The 17,247-nt window shown below is 65.0% G+C and carries 21 protein-coding genes; 13 read left to right on the forward strand and 8 right to left on the reverse strand.

Annotated features, from left to right (window positions below; translation table 11 throughout):
• Positions 1-7: 7 nt before the first annotated feature.
• Positions 8-1,042, reverse strand: coding sequence for a type IV pilus twitching motility protein PilT (pilT, locus tag ACFW0B_RS16810; protein WP_449150085.1), 1,035 nt, complete (start codon positions 1,040-1,042; stop codon positions 8-10).
• Between the two features lie 164 nt (positions 1,043-1,206).
• Here pilT and ACFW0B_RS16815 point away from each other — a divergent pair, with 164 nt between their 5' ends.
• The 12 genes from ACFW0B_RS16815 to ACFW0B_RS16870 all read left to right on the forward strand — a co-directional run bounded on the left by ACFW0B_RS16815 (position 1,207) and on the right by ACFW0B_RS16870 (position 10,586).
• A complete protein-coding gene (locus ACFW0B_RS16815; RefSeq protein WP_449150087.1) occupies positions 1,207-1,902 on the forward strand; it encodes a YggS family pyridoxal phosphate-dependent enzyme in 696 nt (231 codons plus the stop codon).
• A gap of 10 nt (positions 1,903-1,912) precedes the next feature.
• On the forward strand, positions 1,913-2,731 hold the full coding sequence (gene proC, locus ACFW0B_RS16820) for a pyrroline-5-carboxylate reductase (RefSeq protein WP_449150089.1): 819 nt from the start codon (positions 1,913-1,915) through the stop codon (positions 2,729-2,731).
• A gap of 10 nt (positions 2,732-2,741) precedes the next feature.
• Entirely contained in the window at positions 2,742-3,335 is a 594-nt protein-coding gene (locus ACFW0B_RS16825; RefSeq protein ID WP_120653589.1) for a YggT family protein, read from the forward strand.
• Positions 3,332-3,631, forward strand: coding sequence for a DUF167 domain-containing protein (locus ACFW0B_RS16830; RefSeq protein WP_449150092.1), 300 nt, complete (start codon positions 3,332-3,334; stop codon positions 3,629-3,631). Before ACFW0B_RS16825 ends, ACFW0B_RS16830 begins: the two co-directional genes overlap by 4 nt.
• A 209-nt stretch (positions 3,632-3,840) precedes the next feature.
• Positions 3,841-5,829 carry a dynamin family protein gene (locus ACFW0B_RS16835; protein WP_449150094.1) on the forward strand — a complete coding sequence of 663 codons (1,989 nt, stop codon included), beginning with the start codon at positions 3,841-3,843 and terminating at the stop codon, positions 5,827-5,829.
• A gap of 111 nt (positions 5,830-5,940) precedes the next feature.
• Positions 5,941-7,080: a homoserine O-succinyltransferase MetX gene (metX, locus tag ACFW0B_RS16840; RefSeq protein ID WP_449150096.1), complete on the forward strand. Its 1,140-nt coding sequence runs from the start codon at positions 5,941-5,943 to the stop codon at positions 7,078-7,080.
• Between the two features lie 3 nt (positions 7,081-7,083).
• Positions 7,084-7,704 carry a methionine biosynthesis protein MetW gene (gene metW, locus ACFW0B_RS16845; RefSeq protein WP_449150098.1) on the forward strand — a complete coding sequence of 207 codons (621 nt, stop codon included), beginning with the start codon at positions 7,084-7,086 and terminating at the stop codon, positions 7,702-7,704.
• 16 nt (positions 7,705-7,720) lie between these two features.
• On the forward strand, positions 7,721-8,140 hold the full coding sequence (locus tag ACFW0B_RS16850) for a DUF4426 domain-containing protein (RefSeq protein WP_449150100.1): 420 nt from the start codon (positions 7,721-7,723) through the stop codon (positions 8,138-8,140).
• Positions 8,137-8,730: an RdgB/HAM1 family non-canonical purine NTP pyrophosphatase gene (rdgB, locus tag ACFW0B_RS16855; RefSeq protein WP_449150102.1), complete on the forward strand. Its 594-nt coding sequence runs from the start codon at positions 8,137-8,139 to the stop codon at positions 8,728-8,730. The genes ACFW0B_RS16850 and rdgB overlap by 4 nt, the downstream gene beginning before the upstream one ends.
• Positions 8,727-9,905, forward strand: coding sequence for a radical SAM family heme chaperone HemW (hemW, locus tag ACFW0B_RS16860; protein WP_449150104.1), 1,179 nt, complete (start codon positions 8,727-8,729; stop codon positions 9,903-9,905). Before rdgB ends, hemW begins: the two co-directional genes overlap by 4 nt.
• A gap of 60 nt (positions 9,906-9,965) precedes the next feature.
• A complete protein-coding gene (locus ACFW0B_RS16865; protein WP_449150106.1) occupies positions 9,966-10,289 on the forward strand; it encodes a DUF3392 domain-containing protein in 324 nt (107 codons plus the stop codon).
• A 42-nt stretch (positions 10,290-10,331) separates the two neighbouring features.
• Positions 10,332-10,586: a hypothetical protein gene (locus ACFW0B_RS16870; protein WP_190833215.1), complete on the forward strand. Its 255-nt coding sequence runs from the start codon at positions 10,332-10,334 to the stop codon at positions 10,584-10,586.
• Positions 10,587-10,749: 163 nt separating this feature from the next.
• Here the strand turns inward: ACFW0B_RS16870 and ACFW0B_RS16875 are convergent, their stop codons facing one another.
• The 5 genes from ACFW0B_RS16875 to ACFW0B_RS16895 all read right to left on the reverse strand — a co-directional run bounded on the left by ACFW0B_RS16875 (position 10,750) and on the right by ACFW0B_RS16895 (position 14,709).
• Positions 10,750-12,093, reverse strand: coding sequence for a DUF1329 domain-containing protein (locus ACFW0B_RS16875; RefSeq protein WP_449150108.1), 1,344 nt, complete (start codon positions 12,091-12,093; stop codon positions 10,750-10,752).
• A gap of 153 nt (positions 12,094-12,246) precedes the next feature.
• Entirely contained in the window at positions 12,247-12,966 is a 720-nt protein-coding gene (trmB, locus tag ACFW0B_RS16880; protein WP_449150110.1) for a tRNA (guanosine(46)-N7)-methyltransferase TrmB, read from the reverse strand.
• A gap of 174 nt (positions 12,967-13,140) precedes the next feature.
• On the reverse strand, positions 13,141-13,935 hold the full coding sequence (locus ACFW0B_RS16885; protein ID WP_449150112.1) for a thiazole synthase: 795 nt from the start codon (positions 13,933-13,935) through the stop codon (positions 13,141-13,143).
• Positions 13,936-14,024: 89 nt separating this feature from the next.
• Positions 14,025-14,225 carry a sulfur carrier protein ThiS gene (thiS, locus tag ACFW0B_RS16890; RefSeq protein ID WP_449150114.1) on the reverse strand — a complete coding sequence of 67 codons (201 nt, stop codon included), beginning with the start codon at positions 14,223-14,225 and terminating at the stop codon, positions 14,025-14,027.
• 106 nt (positions 14,226-14,331) lie between these two features.
• Entirely contained in the window at positions 14,332-14,709 is a 378-nt protein-coding gene (locus tag ACFW0B_RS16895; protein WP_449150116.1) for a DUF423 domain-containing protein, read from the reverse strand.
• 66 nt (positions 14,710-14,775) lie between these two features.
• Here ACFW0B_RS16895 and mtgA point away from each other — a divergent pair, with 66 nt between their 5' ends.
• Positions 14,776-15,468, forward strand: coding sequence for a monofunctional biosynthetic peptidoglycan transglycosylase (gene mtgA / locus ACFW0B_RS16900; protein WP_449150118.1), 693 nt, complete (start codon positions 14,776-14,778; stop codon positions 15,466-15,468).
• A gap of 30 nt (positions 15,469-15,498) precedes the next feature.
• Here mtgA and ACFW0B_RS16905 read toward each other — a convergent pair whose 3' ends face one another.
• The gene (locus tag ACFW0B_RS16905) at positions 15,499-16,101 is read right to left on the reverse strand and encodes a hypothetical protein (RefSeq protein WP_449150120.1); all 603 of its coding nucleotides are present in this window, start codon (positions 16,099-16,101) and stop codon (positions 15,499-15,501) included.
• Between the two features lie 60 nt (positions 16,102-16,161).
• Positions 16,162-17,016, reverse strand: a complete 855-nt coding sequence (gene rpoH / locus ACFW0B_RS16910; protein WP_449150122.1) for an RNA polymerase sigma factor RpoH — start codon at positions 17,014-17,016, stop codon at positions 16,162-16,164.
• Positions 17,017-17,247 lie beyond the last annotated feature (231 nt).

A 17,247-nucleotide genomic window follows, 5' to 3' on the forward strand; every position in this document is an offset into this window, starting at 1 on the left:
AGGCGGATCAGAAGTTTTCCGGGTTCTTGGCCTTTTCCCGCGCACTCTCGCGGCTGACCAGCCCCTTGGCGACCAGGCCCTTGAGGCACATGTCGAGGGTCTGCATGCCGAGCGAGCCGCCGGTCTGGATGGCGGAGTACATCTGCGCCACCTTGTCTTCGCGGATCAGGTTACGGATGGCCGGGGTGCCGATCATGATCTCGTGGGCCGCCACCCGACCGCCGCCGATCTTCTTCAGCAGGGTCTGGGAGATCACCGACTGGAGGGATTCGGAGAGCATGGAGCGGACCATGGACTTTTCCTCGGCAGGGAACACGTCGACCACGCGATCGATGGTCTTGGCCGCGGAAGTGGTGTGCAGCGTGCCGAATACCAGGTGGCCGGTTTCCGCGGCGGTCAGCGCCAGGCGGATGGTTTCCAGGTCGCGCATCTCGCCCACCAGGATGATATCCGGGTCTTCACGCAGGGCCGAACGCAGGGCTTCGTTGAAGCCGAGGGTGTCGCGGTGCACTTCCCGCTGGTTGATCAGGCACTTCTTCGACTCGTGGACGAATTCGATCGGGTCTTCCACGGTGAGGATGTGGTGGTACTTGGTGCTGTTCAGGTAGTCGAGCATGGCCGCCAGGGTGGTGGACTTGCCCGAACCGGTGGGGCCGGTGACCAGCACCAGGCCGCGCGGAACGTCGGAAATCTTCTTGAAAATCTCGCCCATCCCCAGGTCTTCCATGGTCAGGACCTTCGAGGGAATGGTCCGGAACACGGCGCCGGCACCGCGGTTCTGGTTGAAGGCGTTGACCCGGAAACGCGCGACGCCAGGGACTTCGAAGGAGAAGTCGGTCTCGAGGAATTCCTCGAAATCCTTGCGCTGCTTGTCGTTCATGATGTCGTAGATCAGCGCGTGTACCTGCTTGTGGTCCAGGGCCGGCAGGTTGATTCGGCGCACGTCGCCATCGACGCGAATCATGGGTGGCAGGCCGGCCGAGAGATGCAGGTCCGAAGCGCCCTGCTTGGCGCTGAAGGCAAGCAGCTCAGTAATATCCATGGGGCTCCCCAATACGAAGCAAACGGTTTGCAGACAGCTGAATGATCACCGCGCCGGGCCTGAAGCTGTCGATGCCGACCTTGCCCGGCAGTCGCTCGCTACATTTTCCGGCGGCAGTTAGAATGCCGCAGACCCCACTCAGGCCGGGCTGTAGAGCGCAGGTAATGTCCACGATAGCAGACAATATTGCAAAGGTTCGCGAGCGTATCCGTGAGGCGGCGCAAGCCTCAGGGCGAGAATTTTCCAGCATCGGCCTGTTGGCCGTGAGCAAGACCAAACCCGCCGCCGCCGTCCGCGAAGCCTTCGCCGCCGGAGTGGCCGATTTCGGCGAGAACTACCTGCAGGAAGCACTGACCAAGCAGGCCGAACTCACCGACCTGCCGCTGACCTGGCATTTCATCGGCCCGATCCAGTCGAACAAGACCAAATCCATTGCCGAGCATTTCCACTGGGTGCACTCGGTGGACCGCCTGAAAATCGCCGAGCGCCTCTCCGCCCAGCGCCCCGCGCCCCTGCCGCCCCTGAACATCTGCCTGCAGGTGAACGTCAGCGGCGAGGCCAGCAAGTCCGGTTGCACCCCCGAGGAACTGCCGGCCCTGGCCGCTGCCGTGGCCGGGCTGCCGAACCTGCGCCTGCGTGGCCTGATGGCGATTCCCGAACCCACCGAAGACCCGGCGGAGCAGCATGCCGCCTTCGCCCGCCTGCGCCAGTTGCAGGAGGCGCTGAACCACTCGCTGGACACCCTGTCCATGGGCATGAGCCATGACCTGGAAGCGGCCATCGCCGAAGGCGCTACCTGGGTGCGTATCGGCACCGCGCTGTTCGGCGCCCGCGACTACGGCCAGCCCTCGCATCAATAAGGAAGCAATCATGAGCACTCCCCGCATTGCATTCATCGGCGCCGGCAACATGGCCGCCAGCCTGATCGGCGGCCTGCGCGCCCAGGGCGTCGCCGCCAACCACATCCGCGCCAGCGACCCCGGCGCCGAGCAGCGCACGAAGATCGCCGCCGAGCACGGTATCGAAGTGCTGGAAAGCAACGCCGACGCCGTGCAAGGCGCCGACGTGGTGGTCCTGGCGACCAAGCCGCAGGTCATGAAGGCGGTCTGCCTGGCCCTGGCGCCCAGCCTGAAGGATGGCCAGCTGGTGGTTTCCATCGCCGCCGGCATCACCTGCGCCAGCCTGGCCGCCTGGCTCGGCCCACGCCCCATCGTGCGCTGCATGCCCAATACCCCGGCTCTGGTAGGCCTGGGCGCGAGCGGCCTGTATGCCAACGCCGAGGTCAGCGCCCCCCAGCGCGAGCAGGCCGGGCAACTGCTGTCCGCGGTGGGCATCGCTCTTTGGCTGGACGACGAGAAGCTGATCGACGCCGTGACCGCCGTCTCCGGCAGTGGCCCGGCCTACTTCTTCCTGCTGATGGAAGCCATGACCGCCGCCGGCGAGAAGCTGGGCCTGCCCCGTGCCACCGCCGAGCGGCTGACCCTGCAGACTGCCCTGGGCGCCGCGCGCATGGCGGTTTCCAGTGACGTGGACGCCGCCGAACTGCGCCGCCGCGTCACCTCGCCCAACGGCACCACCGAAGCGGCAATCAAGACCTTCCAGGCCGGCGGCTTCGAAGCCCTGGTGCAACAGGCACTGAACGCCGCCGACCGGCGCTCGGCCGAGCTGGCCGAGCAACTGGGCCAATAAGGAGCTTTCGATGACCGGACTCAACACCGCAGCCATCTACGTGATCCAGACCCTCGGCAGCCTCTACCTGCTGATCGTCCTGCTGCGTTTCATCCTGCAACTGGTGCGCGCCGACTTCTACAACCCGCTGAGCCAGTTCGTGGTACGCGCCACCAAGCCGCTGCTCAACCCGCTGCGCAAGATCATCCCCGGCTTCGGCGGCCTGGACCTCGCCTCCCTGGTCCTGGCCATCCTCGTCCAGCTGCTGCTGATGGTCGTCACCCTGACCCTGATGGGCTACGGCGTCGGCGGCTACCTGCTGCAACTGCTGATCTGGTCGATCATCGGCGTCACCTCGCTGTTCCTGAAGGTGTTCTTCTTCGCCCTGATCATCAGCGTGATCCTCTCCTGGGTCGCCCCGGGCAGCTACAACCCCGGCGCCCAACTGGTGAACCAGATCTGCGAGCCGCTGCTGATGCCGTTCCGCAAGTTGCTGCCGAACCTCGGCGGCCTGGATATTTCGCCGATCTTCGCCTTCATTGCACTGAAACTGCTGGATATGCTGGTGATCGGCAACCTGGCTGCCATGACCGGCATGCCGCAGATCCTCAGCCCCTTCCTATGACGAGCTGGTACCGCTGGTCGGGCGATGACCTGATCCTCGACTGCCACCTGCAGCCCAAGGCGAGCCGTGACGAGTTCGCCGGGCTGCATGGCGACCGGCTGAAGATCCGCCTCACCGCGCCCCCCGTGGAAGGCAAGGCGAATGCCCACCTGATGGCCTTCCTGGCGGCAGCCTTTGGGGTCGCCAAGAGCCAGGTGAGCCTGGAAAGCGGCGAGCTGAACCGCCAGAAGCGAGTGCGCATCCGGAGCCCACGCACCCTCCCCGACCTGCCGGGACTGACCGCTCGGCAGCCCTGACCGACCTTAAGGCGGGCGTGGCGAGCCGACCAATTGACGCCCCTTTCCCAAGGCGCATAATGCCCAGCAATGACTGGCTGGCAATCTGCCCCTACCGCTTGAACCGGAACGCGCTCCCGGACGTCGCGGTTTGCCCTCCAGCGTCGGCATTTCGGTACGAAATTCGTCTAGCCCCGTACGCAGGACGCGTGATCCCGAGGAGAGCCTGAATGAGCATGGAGCGTCTCAGTCAGCAAGTCGACGCTTACGTAGCCTGGAAGCGCGAGCTGCTGCGGGAGATCACCCGCTATAGAAGCTGGCTCGAACACAACCGGCTCAACTCCGATGCGCTCTCGGCCAAGCTGGAGCGCGCCCAGCGCCTGCTCCGCACCGATCACATCACCCTGGCCTTCGTCGGCGAGTTCTCCCGCGGCAAGACCGAGCTGATCAACAGCCTGTTCTTCTCCGAGTTCGGCCAGCGCATGCTGCCGTCCCAGGCCGGGCGCACCACCATGTGCCCCACCGAACTGTTCTACGACCCGCGCTCCGAGCGTTCCTACATCCGCCTGTTGCCCATCGAGTCGCGCACTGCCTCGGCCAGCGTGTCCCAGTTCAAGCGAGCGCCGCGGCACTGGGTGAACATCCCGCTGGACCCGAGCGACCCGGACAACATGATCCAGGCCTTCGCCCAGGTGACGCGGACCAAGCCGATGCCGGTGGAACAGGCCATCCAGCTCGGCTTCCACCCCGACATGCTCGATCCCACCGGCCGCCCCGGCGAAGTCCTGGTGCCGGCCTGGCGCCACGCCATGGTCAACTTCGACCACCCGCTGCTGCGCAAGGGCCTGCGCATCCTCGACACCCCCGGCCTGAACGCCCTCGGCAGCGAGCCCGAGCTCACCCTGTCGATGCTGCCGGCCGCCCAGGCTATCGTCTTCCTGCTCTCGGCCGATACCGGCGTCACCGCCAGCGACATGAGCATCTGGCAGCGGCACATCCGCCAGCTCGACGAAGACACCCAGACCCACCTGTTCGCCGTGCTGAACAAGATCGACGTGCTCTGGGATGACCTGGCCGGCGACGCTTCCGTGAAGAATGCGATTCGCCGCATGCAGGAAACCACCGCCCGCCAGCTCGGCATCCGCAGTGACGAAGTGCTGCCGCTGTCGGCCAAGCAGGCACTGCTGGCCAAGGTGCGCAAGGATGGCGATCTGCTCGTCCGCAGCCAGATCTGCGCACTGGAAGAATTGCTCTGCGAGCGCATCGTCACGCAGAAGGAACGCCTGATCGAAGACCACGTGGCGCATCAGATGATGACGCAGCTGCAGAACAGCCTGCACGTACTCAACCTGCGCCTGGAGAAGGTCCGCGAGCAGCAGCAGATGCTCGACAACCATCAGCAGGACAACGGCCAGATGCTCTTCGAGCTGACCGCGCGGACCAGGGAAGACCATGCCCAGCACCATCGCCGCCTGCTCGGCCTGAAAACCAACCAGCGCCTGCTCAAGCGCCAGGGCGAAGTCCTGCGCAATGCCGTGCGCACCGAGCGCCTGGACGAGCACCTGGCACGCCTGCGCCGCGAGCTCACCGGCAGCTGGACCACGCTGGGCATCAACCAGAGCATTCTGCATTTCTTCCATGCGGTGCAGGACGACCTGCACAGCCTCGAACACGAGGCGGAAATGGCCAACAAGATGGTCGCGGCCATCTATCGTCGGCACAACGAAGAGAACCCGCTGAACGGGATAGAAGCGCAGCAGTTCAACGTGAAGCGCTATCTCCGCGAGCTGCGCCAACTGCGCGACAAGGCCGATCAGTTCCGCCTGCATCCCAGGACCCTGCTAACCGAGCAGCGCCAGCTCGGCAAGCGCTTCTTCGACACTCTGGTACAGGAAGTCATCGCCATGCACCAGCACCTGCGCCTGGAAGTCGTGCAATGGGCCAGCGATGCCCTGACGCCGCTGATGCAGCACACCCTGGAGCACAAGCAGCTGCTGGAAACCCACATGCTGCGGCTCAAGGCCCTGGCCCAGGAAACCCAGCTCACCCGTCAGCGCGGCCAGCAGCTGCAGCGCTACACCGAGGAACTGGAGCAGCAGATCGCCGAAGCCAACGAGATGCTGCGGACCTTCCGCCGCCCCTCGCCAATGCAGCGCATGAACAAGGTCGTCAACCTGCCGCTGGCATCGCGCAAGCAGCGCGGTAGCGGGTCCGCCTGAACGCCCCGCAGCACCTGATTATTCAACGTCTTAGCCGCCATCCCCCGCGCTTGCCGCTGGGGGCGGCGCTCTTTAGACTGGCGCCCTTCCCAGATTGAGAGCAGGGTCGCGATGCCCACCGCCATTCCCGCAGATTCCGTCGGCCTGGTCAGCCCCAGCGTGCAGCGCTTCAGCGAACCGCTGGCACTGGCCTGTGGCCGCAGCCTGAGCGACTACGAACTGGTCTATGAAACCTACGGCGAACTGAATGCAGAGCGCAGCAACGCGGTGCTGATCTGCCATGCGCTGTCCGGCCATCACCACGCCGCCGGCTACCACAGCATGGACGACCGCAAGCCGGGCTGGTGGGACAGCTGCATCGGCCCGGGCAAGCCCATCGATACCCTGAAGTTCTTCGTCGTCAGCCTCAACAACCTCGGCGGCTGCAACGGCTCGACCGGCCCTTCCAGCATCAACCCGGCCACCGGCGCGCCGTTCGGCGCCGACTTCCCGGTGATGACGGTGGAAGACTGGGTCAACAGCCAGGCGCGCCTGGCCGACGTCCTCGGCATCCAGCAGTGGGCCGCCGTGATCGGTGGCAGCCTCGGCGGCATGCAGGCCCTGCAGTGGACCATCAGCTACCCCGAGCGCGTGCGCCACTGCCTGGCCATCGCCTCGGCGCCCAAGCTCTCGGCACAGAACATCGCCTTCAACGAGGTGGCCCGCCAGGCCATCCTCACCGACCCGGATTTCCACGGCGGCCATTTCCAGGAACAGGGCGTGATCCCCAAGCGCGGCCTGATGCTGGCACGCATGGTGGGGCACATCACCTACCTGTCGGACGATGCCATGGGCGAGAAATTCGGCCGCGGGCTGAAGAGCGAGAAGCTCAACTACGACTTCCACAGCGTGGAATTCCAGGTGGAAAGCTACCTGCGCTACCAGGGCGAGGAGTTCTCCGGGCGCTTCGACGCCAATACCTACCTGCTGATGACCAAGGCGCTGGACTACTTCGACCCGGCCGCCGCCCATGACGGCGACCTGGCCAAGACCCTGGCGGTGGCCAAGGCGGACTTCTGCGTGATGTCCTTCACCACCGACTGGCGCTTCTCCCCGGCCCGCTCGCGGGAAATCGTCGACGCCCTGACCGCCGCGCGCAAGAACGTCAGCTATCTGGAGATCGATGCGCCCCAGGGCCACGATGCCTTCCTCATGCCGATCCCGCGCTACCTCCAGGCCTTCAGCAGCTACATGAACAGGATTGCGGTGTAACCCATGCGTGCCGACCTAGAAATCATCCAGGACTGGATTCCCGCCGGCAGCCGGGTGCTCGACCTTGGCTGCGGCCGTGGCGAACTGCTGGCCTGGCTGCGCGACAACAAGCAGGTCACCGGCTATGGCCTGGAAATCGACCCCGAGAACATCGCCCACTGCCTCGACCGTGGCGTGAACGTGATCGAGCAAGACCTGGACAAGGGCCTGGGCAACTTCGCCAGCAACAGCTTCGACGTGGTGGTGATGACCCAGGCGCTGCAGGCGGTGCACTACCCCGATCGCATCCTCCAGGAAATGCTGCGGGTCGGCCGCGAATGCATCATCACCTTCCCCAACTTCGGCCACTGGCGCTGCCGCTGGTACCTGGCGCGCTACGGGCGCATGCCGGTGTCGGAGTTCCTGCCCTACACCTGGTACAACACGCCGAACATCCACTTCTGCACCTTCAAGGATTTCGAAGCCCTGTGTCATGAAATGCAGGTGAAAGTACTCGATCGCCTGGCGGTGGACCACGAGCATCGGCACAACCTGCCGAGCCGGGTTTGGCCTAATCTGTTGGGTGAGATCGGCATCTATCGCGTCAGCGGTCCGAGTCTTGCGGACCACCGCATCGCGATCTGAATAGAAGGAGGCAATCATGCGTCGTCTAGCCCTGTTCCTTTTCGCCCTTTGCCTGGCCCTGCCGGCAGCCGCCGAGCGCAAGCAGACCTTTGGCGACCTGGATGTGCACTACAACGCGTTCAACTCCAGCTTCCTGCAGCCGGACATCGCCGCCGCCGTCGGCCTGACCCGCAGCAAGACGCAAGGCGTGGTCAACGTCGCCGTGCTCAAGGCCGGCAAGGCCAGCACCGCCCGGGTCAGCGGCCAGGTGAAAAACCTGCTCGGCCAGGTCACGCCGCTGCAGTTCAAGCAGGTCAATGAGGGCGAGGCCATCTACTACCTGGCGCAGTTCCCCTTCAACGAGCGTGAAATGCTCAACTTCACCCTCAACGTGCAACGCGGAGATGAAGCGCCCCACAGCTTCAGCTTCGACCAGGAATTTTTCCCCGACGAATGATGCCCTTCAAAGAACTGGTGCTGGCCAGCCACAACGCCGGCAAACTCAAGGAACTCCAGACCATGCTCGGTGACAGCGTGAAAGTGCGCTCCATCGCCGAGTTCAGCGATATCGAGCCTGAAGAGACCGGCCTGACCTTCGTCGAGAACGCCATCCTCAAGGCGCGCAACGCGGCTCGCCTGTCCGGCCTGCCGGCACTGGCCGACGACTCCGGCCTGGCGGTGGATTACCTTGGCGGCGCCCCTGGCATCTATTCGGCACGCTACGCCGACGGCAAGGGCGATGCAGCCAACAACGCCAAGCTGCTGGAGGTCCTGCGCGACGTTCCCGAGGCCGAGCGTGGCGCGCAATTCATCTGCAGCCTGGCGCTGATGCGGCATGCCGACGATCCGCTGCCGATCCTCTGCGAAGGCAGCTGGCGCGGCCGCATCCTGTTCAAAGCCCGTGGCGAGCACGGCTTCGGCTACGACCCGCTGTTCTGGGTCGAGGAATGCAACAGCTCCGCAGCCGAGCTCTCCCCCGCCGACAAGAACCGGCTCAGCCACCGCGCCCGCGCCATGGCCCTGCTCAAGCAGCGGCTGGGGATATGAAAGGCCCAGGCACGCAACCGGAAGTCGGGGCCGCAGGCTTCCAGCTCCCGCCCCTGGCGCTCTACGTCCATATTCCCTGGTGCGTGCGCAAATGCCCCTACTGCGACTTCAACTCCCACGCCGCCGGCTCGGAACTGCCTGAAGAAGCCTATATCGACGCGCTGCTGGCCGACCTTGAACAGGACCTCGGCCATGTCCACGGCCGCGAGCTGACGTCGATCTTCTTCGGCGGCGGCACCCCCAGCCTGTTCAGCGCCAACGCCATCGGCCGGCTGCTTGACGGCGTGGAACAGCGGGTGCCTTTCGCACGCGCCATCGAGATCACCCTCGAAGCCAACCCCGGCACCTTCGAGCAGGCCAAATTCGCCGCCTACCGCCAGCTCGGCATCAATCGCCTGTCCATCGGCGTGCAGAGCTTCCAGGAGGCCAAGCTCAAGGCCCTGGGGCGCATCCACGGCGGCGACGAAGCGGTGCGTGCCGCCGACATGGCGCGCAAGGCAGGCTTCGACAATTTCAACCTGGACCTGATGCACGGCCTGCCGGACCAGTCCCTCGAAGACGCCCTGCAAGACCTGCACACCGCCATCGCCCAAGGGCCGACGCACCTCTCCTGGTACCAGCTGACCATGGAGCCGAACACGGTGTTCTGGAACCAGCCGCCGGAACTGCCCGAAGACGACATCCTCTGGGACATCCAGGAAGCCGGCCAGGCCCTGCTGGCCGAACAGGGCTACGCCCAGTACGAAGTGTCCGCCTACGCCCGGGACGGCCTGCGAGCACGACACAACCTCAACTACTGGACCTTCGGCGACTTCCTCGGTATAGGCGCCGGCGCCCACGCCAAGCTGAGCAGCCCGCAAGGCCGTATCATCCGTACCTGGAAAACCCGCCTGCCGAAGGATTACCTGGACCCAGCCAAGCGCTTCCAGGCCGGCGAGCGTCACCTCGACCAGGACGAGCTGCCCTTCGAATTCCTCATGAACGTGCTGCGCCTCACGGACGGCGTGCCCTCGGCGTTGTTCACCCAGCGCACCGGCATGCCGCTGGCCGCGCTGGCCGCCGCGCGTACCGAAGCCGAGGCCCGTGGCCTGCTGCTGAAGGACCCCGAGCGACTGGTGGCCACCCCCGAGGGCCAGCTGTTCCTCAATGACCTGCTGCAGCACTTCCTGCCTTGACGGGCGCACCACGGATTTGGAATCGTCTGCCCCCGAACCACTTCGCCAAGGACCCCCTGGATGGACGTCGTACTGGACCTGATCGCCACCCTGTCGCGCTGGAGCCGCGGCCACCTGCATGACATCGCCCTGGCCATCATGGCCACGCTTCTGGTGCTGTTCGGCCCTGCTCTGAACGCCTGGGTCCAGCAGCGCATCGGCAGCCTCAACTTCCTCTTCCGCACCCTGCTCTTCGTGCTGCTCTGCGCGGTGGGCTACGGCCTGGCGATGATCTACCTGACGCCCTGGCTGGCCAAAGGGCTGAACTACTTCAACAACTACACCCTGGCGCCCGTCCTGCTACTAGTCTTCTTCGTGATCGGCGTGATCGCCGATCGCAACTGAGGCCGGCGGCTTCCCCGGCGGCCCACGAAAGAGAGCACGCCGATGAAGCCGATCAAGCACCTCTACCTGCACTTCCAGGACGGCCAACGCCTGGCCCTGCGCTTCCCCCAGCAAACCGCCGACCCGGTGGAGATCGCCAGGGGGTTGCGCCGCCAACTGGAATCGCCGTTCCTCAGCATCGAAGTGGATGGCGACCTGCTGCTCATCCCGCGGGAAAGCATCAAGTACATGCAGATCAGCCCAGCGCCGCCGACCTTGCCGGAGGCAACCCTGACCGGGGCGGAGCTGATCAATTGACGGCATGACCGCAAAGGGCTCGGCGGGTGCGCCCCGCGCACCGTTTGACCCGCGCAGATTTTCCGGTGTGCGCGGCACAGCCTACAGTTTTCCGCCCGCCATAGAACGCGGCCCATTAAAAAGCCGCCCCGAGGGGCGGCTGGGATGGCCAGGCAGGCCGGAATCAGTTGCCTTCGCGTCGCAGCGCCTGGGGCGTGAAGTCCCTCGGGCTGAGCACGGCATTGAAATCGTACATGGGTTCGTTGTTATCGAGCCCGTCGACAAAGTAACGGCCATCCACGAAATCGTAGATGGTTTCCAGCGTACTGCCGAACATGGGGACATCGTAGTAGCTGATCGGATGACTTTCCTGCATCCCGATCAGGCTGCCCTCCCTGTCATAAAGGTCAACAGCGAGGATCTGCCAGCTGTCCTCATCCAGATAGAAGCGGCGCTTGGCATAGGGATGGCTGAACCCCTTGCGCAAGGTCGCCTCCACCACCCAGACGCGATGCTGCTCGTAGCGCAGCAGGTCGGGATTGACGTAGCTGGTCTTGAGGATCTGCTGGTAGGGAATGCCCTTCTGGTGCACCGCATAGCTGTTGTAGGGCACCAGCATTTCCTGCTTGCCCAGCAGCTGCCACTCGTAGCGGTCCGGCGCGCCGTTGTAGGAGTCCACCACGTCGGCGGTGGCCAGGCCGTTGGTATCGGGCTGCAGGGTGTCGTAGGCCAGCATCGGCAGGCGGCGGACGCGACGCTCGCCGCGATTGAAACGCCAGGCCTTGCGGATCGACAACACCTGGTCGAGGGTTTCCTGCACCACCAGGGCCGATCCGGACAGCCTGGCCGGCGCCACCACGCGGTACTTGTAGAAGAACAGGGTGTTCTCCAGGTTGCCCGGCGTCATGCCCTCGCGGCCGTAGACGAAGTAGATGTCCCGCTCCAGTTTCAGCAGGTTGTAGCTGCCGTTGGCGAGGACCGCCGCCTGGTTGGTGGTGAAGTGCACCTGCTCGCCGCGATAGCGCAGGATGTGGTTCCAGATGGCTTCCAGGCCATTGCCCGGGATGGGGAAAGGCACGCCCGCAGCCACGCCTTCCACGCCGTTGCCGCCGGCGATCAGCGCGCCGTTCTCGGCGTTGAAGCGGCTGGCGTCGTAGATGCGCTGGGGCGCGGCCGCACTGCGATGGGTCGGGAAGACCCGCAGCTGGTACTCCGGGTGCTTCTGCAGCAGGGCCTTGTGGCCCGGCGTCAGCAACTGCTCGTACTGGCCGAGGTTCTTGCCATCGATGACCAGGCGTGGGGTTTCGCCGGCGTAGGGATCGGGGTGATGCATGCCCGGCTGGTAGCCGACAGGCGGGGTGGCGAGGCCGCCATCCCAGCCCGGGATGGTGCCGGCTGCGTTGCCGGCGCGTTCACCGCCCAGGGGGGTGAGATCCTGCCCGAGCCGGGCGGCCTGGGTAGCGTCGACCTTGGCCTGGGCTTGCAGGGCGCAGCCGGCCAGGAGCAGATATCCGAATGTTCTCAACAACACAGCCTTCTCCTCTCGACGCAGTGGCAGCCGCGTCGCTCTTATTCTTATGCCGCCCGCTCAGTGGACGGGCGGTGCCATCGCAGGATCAGGTGAGGTGCCGGGTGGTCCCGGTCTAGTCAGGTGTGCCGGTGCGCCGCGGGCGGCGCCCCGTCAATCGACGCGCTGGAACTTGAGGTCCCAGACGCCGTGGCCGAGGCGTTCGCCGCGGCGCTCGAACTTGGTCACCGGGCGCTCTTCCGGGCGCGGCACGTATCGACCATCTTCGGCCAGGTTGCGATAACCCGGTGCGGCATTCATCACTTCCAGCATGTGCTCGGCGTAGTTTTCCCAGTCCGTGGCCATGTGCAGCACGCCGCCAACCCGGAGCTTCTGCCGCACCAGCTCGGCGAAGGCCGGCTGGACGATGCGCCGCTTGTGGTGGCGGGACTTGTGCCAGGGATCGGGGAAGAACAGCAGGACGCGGTCCAGGCTGCCATCGGCGATGCAGTCGCGCAGCACTTCCAGGGCATCGCAGCTGTACACGCGAATGTTGGTCAGGCCCTGGGCCATGGCACCATTGAGCAGGGCGCCGACGCCGGGACGGTGCACTTCGACACCGATGAAGTCCTGCTCCGGCGCGGCCGCGGCCATCTCCAGGGTGGCGTGGCCCATGCCGAAACCGATCTCGAAGGTACGCGGTGCACGGCGGCCGAACAGGGCGTCGAAGTCCTGCGGACCGTCGGCCAGCTCCAGGCCGAATTTCGGCCAGCCCTGGTCGAGGCCGCGCTGCTGGCCTTCGGTCATGCGCCCGGCACGCATCACGAAACTCTTGATGGTGCGGTGGTGGCGCGTTTCGCCGGCTTCAGCCGGCGAGCCCTGTTCTTCAATCATTGCGAAAACCTGTTAGCAAACTTACAGAACCTGATCGATCTTGCGAGCTAAAGCCATGCAAGACAAAACAGGCGAGGAAGCGGAGTTTACAGCTGTAAATCAGTATTCCGACCGGGCTGGCGCTCCAGCCTGTTTTTAACGCCCCCGGACCGACGCGCAGCCGATCGCGGATTCTCAGCGGATCAGACCATCCAGCGGTGAAGATGCGCTGGCGTAGAGCTTGCGCGGCATACGCCCGGCCAGGTAGGCGAGGCGGCCGGCGACGATAGCGTGCTTCATGGCCTCGGCCATCATCACCGGGTTCTGCGCGTGGGCGATGGCGGTGTTCATCAACACGGCCTCGCAGCCCAGCTCCATGGCGATGGTGGCGTCGGAAGCGGTGCCCACACCGGCATCCACCAGCACCGGAACCTTGGCCTCTTCGAGGATGATGCGCAGGTTCCAAGGGTTGCAGATGCCCATGCCCGAACCGATCAGGCCGGCCAGCGGCATCACGGCGATGCAGCCGATTTCCGCCAGCTGGCGGGCGATGATGGGGTCGTCGCTGGTGTACACCATCACGTCGAAACCGTCTTTGACCAATTGCTCGGCGGCCTTGATGGTTTCGACGACGTTGGGGAAGAGGGTCTTCTGGTCCGCCAGCACTTCCAGCTTGACCAGCTTGTGGCCATCCAGCAGCTCGCGGGCCAGGCGGCAGGTGCGCACGGCCTCTTCGGCGTTATAGCAGCCGGCGGTGTTCGGCAGGATGGTGTACTTGTCCGGGGAGATCACGTCCAGCAGGTTCGGCTCGTCCGGGTTCTGGCCGATGTTGGTGCGGCGCACGGCAACGGTGACGATCTCGGCACCGGAAGCCTCGATGGCGTCACGGGTCTCATCGAGGTCCTTGTACTTGCCAGTGCCCACCAGCAGACGCGACTGATAGGTGCGGCCCGCGAGGGTGAAGGGCTTGTCGATCGGCGTATGGCTCATGCTGGACTCCTGGCGGGCAGAGGAAATGGCTTGATGCGCGGGAACGGGCGCTGCGGGTAAAGCGACGGGGCGGGCCACGGCCCGCTCGGCTAGCCGCCGCCTATGGCGTGGACCACCTCGACGCGGTCACCTTCGGAAAGGACCGTGGCGGCATGCTGGCTGCGCGGCACGATGTCGAGATTGAGCTCGACCGCAACACGGCGGCCGGCAAGGTCCAGGCGGGAAATGAGGTCCGCGACGGTCTGGCCATCGGGCAACTCGAAGGATTCGCCGTTCAACTGAATGCGCATGACGGATCAGTCACAACTGGAAAAGGGACGGCATTCTAGCCCGATCGCCTCGCGGGACCAAGGCAAAACGGCGCCATTCGTCCCGCAATCTGACGCCACGGTCAACTCAGCGCGGAACGACATTCCAGGCGGCCAGCCCCAGGCACAGCCAGCCGGCGAGGAACGCCAGGCCACCGAAGGGGGTGATGATGCCGAGCTTGCCGATACCACTGAGGGTCAGCAGGTAGAGACTGCCGGAGAACAGCAGGATGCCGAGGGCGAAGAAGCCACCCGCCAGGTTCACCAGGCGCCCGGGAGCCTGGTGCGCCAGCAGGGCCACACCGAACAGCGCCAGGGCGTGGATGAGCTGGTAGTGGGTACCGGTCTGGAATACCGCCAGGTACTCGGGCGTCAGCTTGCTCTTCAGGCCGTGGGCGGCGAAGGCGCCGAGGGCCACCCCGGTGAAACCGGCGAATGCGGACAACAGCAGGAAAAGGCGCGCCATGGGGGCTCCAGACAGAAGACGGACGGCCGCTATAATGGCGCGCAAATTTCCCCGGGCCAACCCAGCATGTTCCGCACCATTCGCCGCCGCCTGTTCAAACTGCTGCTCTGGTTCGCGGCGGCGTCCGTATTGCTGGTGATCCTGTTCCGCTGGGTGCCGACACCCGGCTCGATGATCATGGTGGAACGCAAGATCGAATCCTGGATCGACGGCAAGCCCATGGACTTCAAGCGCAACTGGGTGTCCTGGGATGAACTGCCGGACGACCTGAAGATCGCGGTGATCGCAGCCGAGGACCAGAAGTTCGCCGAACACTGGGGCTTCGACATCCCCGCGATCCGCAAGGCCATGGCCCACAACGAGCGCGGCGGTTCGATCCGCGGCGCCAGCACCCTGAGCCAGCAGGTGGCGAAGAACCTGTTCCTCTGGTCCGGCCGCAACTGGGTGCGCAAGGGGCTGGAAGTCTGGTTCACCGGCCTGATCGAGCTGTTCTGGCCGAAGCAGCGCATCCTTGAGGTCTACCTGAACAGCGTCGAATGGGGCAATGGCATATTCGGCGCCGACGCCGCGGCACGCCATCACTTCGGCGTGCCGGCCACACGACTGTCACGCCAGCAGGCGACGCTGCTGGCGGCGGTGCTGCCCAACCCGCGCAAATGGAGTCCGTCCCGCCCCAGTGGCTACGTCGCCACCCGCGCCAGCTGGATCCGCCGGCAGATGAACCAGCTGGGCGGCAGCAGTTACCTGCGGCAACTTTGAAGCCCTCCCTGCAGGAGCGAAGCGCCTCCGTCAGCGTTTCATCGCCGCGCGCGGCACAAGATGCAGCAGCTGCACCTTGCCTTCCAGCAGGTGCGCGCTGAGGCCTTGCTGGGGATAGATCCACGCCTCGCCCTCCCCCGTGCGCAACCGCAACCGGGGCGGGCCGATGCTGGCGGCGAGCCGCGCGGCGGACACCTCGTCCATGGGCACCATGTTCAGCACTCCCACCCGATGGCCGCTCAGCTGCTCCAGCATGTCGTCGCTCAGGGGCTGCTCGTCGGCGCCCTTGCCGAGCACCTTGGTCAGGCTGGTGCGCTCGCTGTCGCTGAGTTCCAGTTCGGCCTCAAGGCGCCAGATGCCTTCCTCCCGCTGCTGCTCGGAGCGGAAGACCAGGCGCGGACCTTCCTGGCGCGGTTGCAGCCAGAGCTCGCCGGGCGCCAGCTCCGCCAGTTTCTCCACTGGCAGGTCGCCATCAGCCAGCGGCACGATCACTGACGCCTGCCAATCCACCAGCCAGGGCAGCGGCTCAGCCTTGTCGGATTGTCGGCTCATCCACAGCGCCAGGGAAAAGAACAGCACGGCGACCGCGGCGAACAGCAACCAGTGACTGGAACGCAGTTGCGGCAAGGGCATGGCGGTTTTCTCCAGACAGAAAAAAGCCGCACCGAGGTGCGGCTTTTCCGGGTTTCAGCATCACGCCTGAATAAAGCCCTTGAGCTTGTTCATGGCGTTCTTCTCCAGCTGGCGAATACGCTCGGCGGAGACGTTGTACTTGGCCGCCAGGTCGTGCAGCGTCGCCTTTTCCTCGGCCAGCCAGCGCTGATAGAGGATGTCGCGGCTGCGCTCGTCCAGGCCGTCCAGCGCTTCGTGCAGGCTGGCGGTGGAGCTGTCGCTCCAGTCCGCTTCCTCCAGCTGGCGAGCCGGGTCGTAGCGGTGGTCTTCCAGGTAATGGGCCGGCGCCTGGAAGGCGGTGTCGTCGTCGGCATCCGCCGCCGGGTCGAACGCCATGTCCTGGCCGGTCAGCCGGCTTTCCATTTCGCGCACTTCGTGGGGCTCGACGCCGAGGGTGTCGGCCACTGCGTGAACTTCGTCGTTGTTCAGCCAGGTCAGGCGCTTCTTCTGGCTGCGCAGGTTGAAGAACAGCTTGCGCTGCGCCTTGGTGGTGGCGACTTTGACAATGCGCCAGTTGCGCAGGATGAACTCGTGGATCTCGGCCTTGATCCAGTGCACCGCGAAGGACACCAGGCGCACGCCCATCTCGGGGTTGAAGCGCTTGACGGCCTTCATCAGGCCGACGTTGCCTTCCTGGATCAGGTCGGCCTGGGCCAGGCCGTAGCCGGAATAACTCTTGGCGATGTGCACGACGAAGCGCAGGTGCGCCAGTACCATTTGCCGTGCCGCTTCCAGATCTTGTTCGTAGAAGAGGCGTTCGGCCAGATCGCGCTCCTGCTCGACAGACAACAGCGGGATGCCGTTGACCGCATGCACGTATGCCTCCAGGTTCGCACCGGGGGCCAGGGCATAGACAGGTTGCAGGGAAGTGGTCATGCGAATCCTCCGATTCACTAAAGCTCGCGCAGTGTAGCACTGGCCCATCTGACTGCAAGAGGGTGTAAAAGTTTCCTTACACCCTCTCGCAACCCCCTAAAAAATGGTTCTTCGCGGAGTCTGGGGGAAGAGCGAGTTGACAGTCAGGGAAGTGGGTAAATTGGCAGTCGCCAAACGAACCAACCCCCACTCCCTGCTGCCGCCGTGCATCCTATTGATCTTGCTCAATTC

The organism is Metapseudomonas phytobenefica (assembly GCF_043392685.1).
GTDB lineage: Bacteria > Pseudomonadota > Gammaproteobacteria > Pseudomonadales > Pseudomonadaceae > Metapseudomonas.

Excerpts from the sequence above, each read along its gene's own strand:
- mtgA (WP_449150118.1), top strand. The coding sequence starts at position 14,776 with ATGTTCCGCACCATTCGCCGCCGCCTGTTCAAACTGCTGCTCTGGTTC.
- hemW (WP_449150104.1), top strand. The coding sequence starts at position 8,727 with ATGAAAGGCCCAGGCACGCAACCGGAAGTCGGGGCCGCAGGCTTCCAG.
- ACFW0B_RS16815 (WP_449150087.1), top strand. The coding sequence starts at position 1,207 with ATGTCCACGATAGCAGACAATATTGCAAAGGTTCGCGAGCGTATCCGT.
- pilT (WP_449150085.1), bottom strand. The coding sequence starts at position 1,042 with ATGGATATTACTGAGCTGCTTGCCTTCAGCGCCAAGCAGGGCGCTTCG.
- proC (WP_449150089.1), top strand. The coding sequence starts at position 1,913 with ATGAGCACTCCCCGCATTGCATTCATCGGCGCCGGCAACATGGCCGCC.
- ACFW0B_RS16870 (WP_190833215.1), top strand. The coding sequence starts at position 10,332 with ATGAAGCCGATCAAGCACCTCTACCTGCACTTCCAGGACGGCCAACGC.
- ACFW0B_RS16835 (WP_449150094.1), top strand. The coding sequence starts at position 3,841 with ATGAGCATGGAGCGTCTCAGTCAGCAAGTCGACGCTTACGTAGCCTGG.
- ACFW0B_RS16850 (WP_449150100.1), top strand. The coding sequence starts at position 7,721 with ATGCGTCGTCTAGCCCTGTTCCTTTTCGCCCTTTGCCTGGCCCTGCCG.
- rdgB (WP_449150102.1), top strand. The coding sequence starts at position 8,137 with ATGATGCCCTTCAAAGAACTGGTGCTGGCCAGCCACAACGCCGGCAAA.
- metX (WP_449150096.1), top strand. The coding sequence starts at position 5,941 with ATGCCCACCGCCATTCCCGCAGATTCCGTCGGCCTGGTCAGCCCCAGC.
- thiS (WP_449150114.1), bottom strand. The coding sequence starts at position 14,225 with ATGCGCATTCAGTTGAACGGCGAATCCTTCGAGTTGCCCGATGGCCAG.
- ACFW0B_RS16895 (WP_449150116.1), bottom strand. The coding sequence starts at position 14,709 with ATGGCGCGCCTTTTCCTGCTGTTGTCCGCATTCGCCGGTTTCACCGGG.
- ACFW0B_RS16905 (WP_449150120.1), bottom strand. The coding sequence starts at position 16,101 with ATGCCCTTGCCGCAACTGCGTTCCAGTCACTGGTTGCTGTTCGCCGCG.
- ACFW0B_RS16865 (WP_449150106.1), top strand. The coding sequence starts at position 9,966 with ATGGACGTCGTACTGGACCTGATCGCCACCCTGTCGCGCTGGAGCCGC.
- ACFW0B_RS16825 (WP_120653589.1), top strand. The coding sequence starts at position 2,742 with ATGACCGGACTCAACACCGCAGCCATCTACGTGATCCAGACCCTCGGC.
- trmB (WP_449150110.1), bottom strand. The coding sequence starts at position 12,966 with ATGATTGAAGAACAGGGCTCGCCGGCTGAAGCCGGCGAAACGCGCCAC.
- ACFW0B_RS16830 (WP_449150092.1), top strand. The coding sequence starts at position 3,332 with ATGACGAGCTGGTACCGCTGGTCGGGCGATGACCTGATCCTCGACTGC.
- ACFW0B_RS16885 (WP_449150112.1), bottom strand. The coding sequence starts at position 13,935 with ATGAGCCATACGCCGATCGACAAGCCCTTCACCCTCGCGGGCCGCACC.
- rpoH (WP_449150122.1), bottom strand. The coding sequence starts at position 17,016 with ATGACCACTTCCCTGCAACCTGTCTATGCCCTGGCCCCCGGTGCGAAC.
- metW (WP_449150098.1), top strand. The coding sequence starts at position 7,084 with ATGCGTGCCGACCTAGAAATCATCCAGGACTGGATTCCCGCCGGCAGC.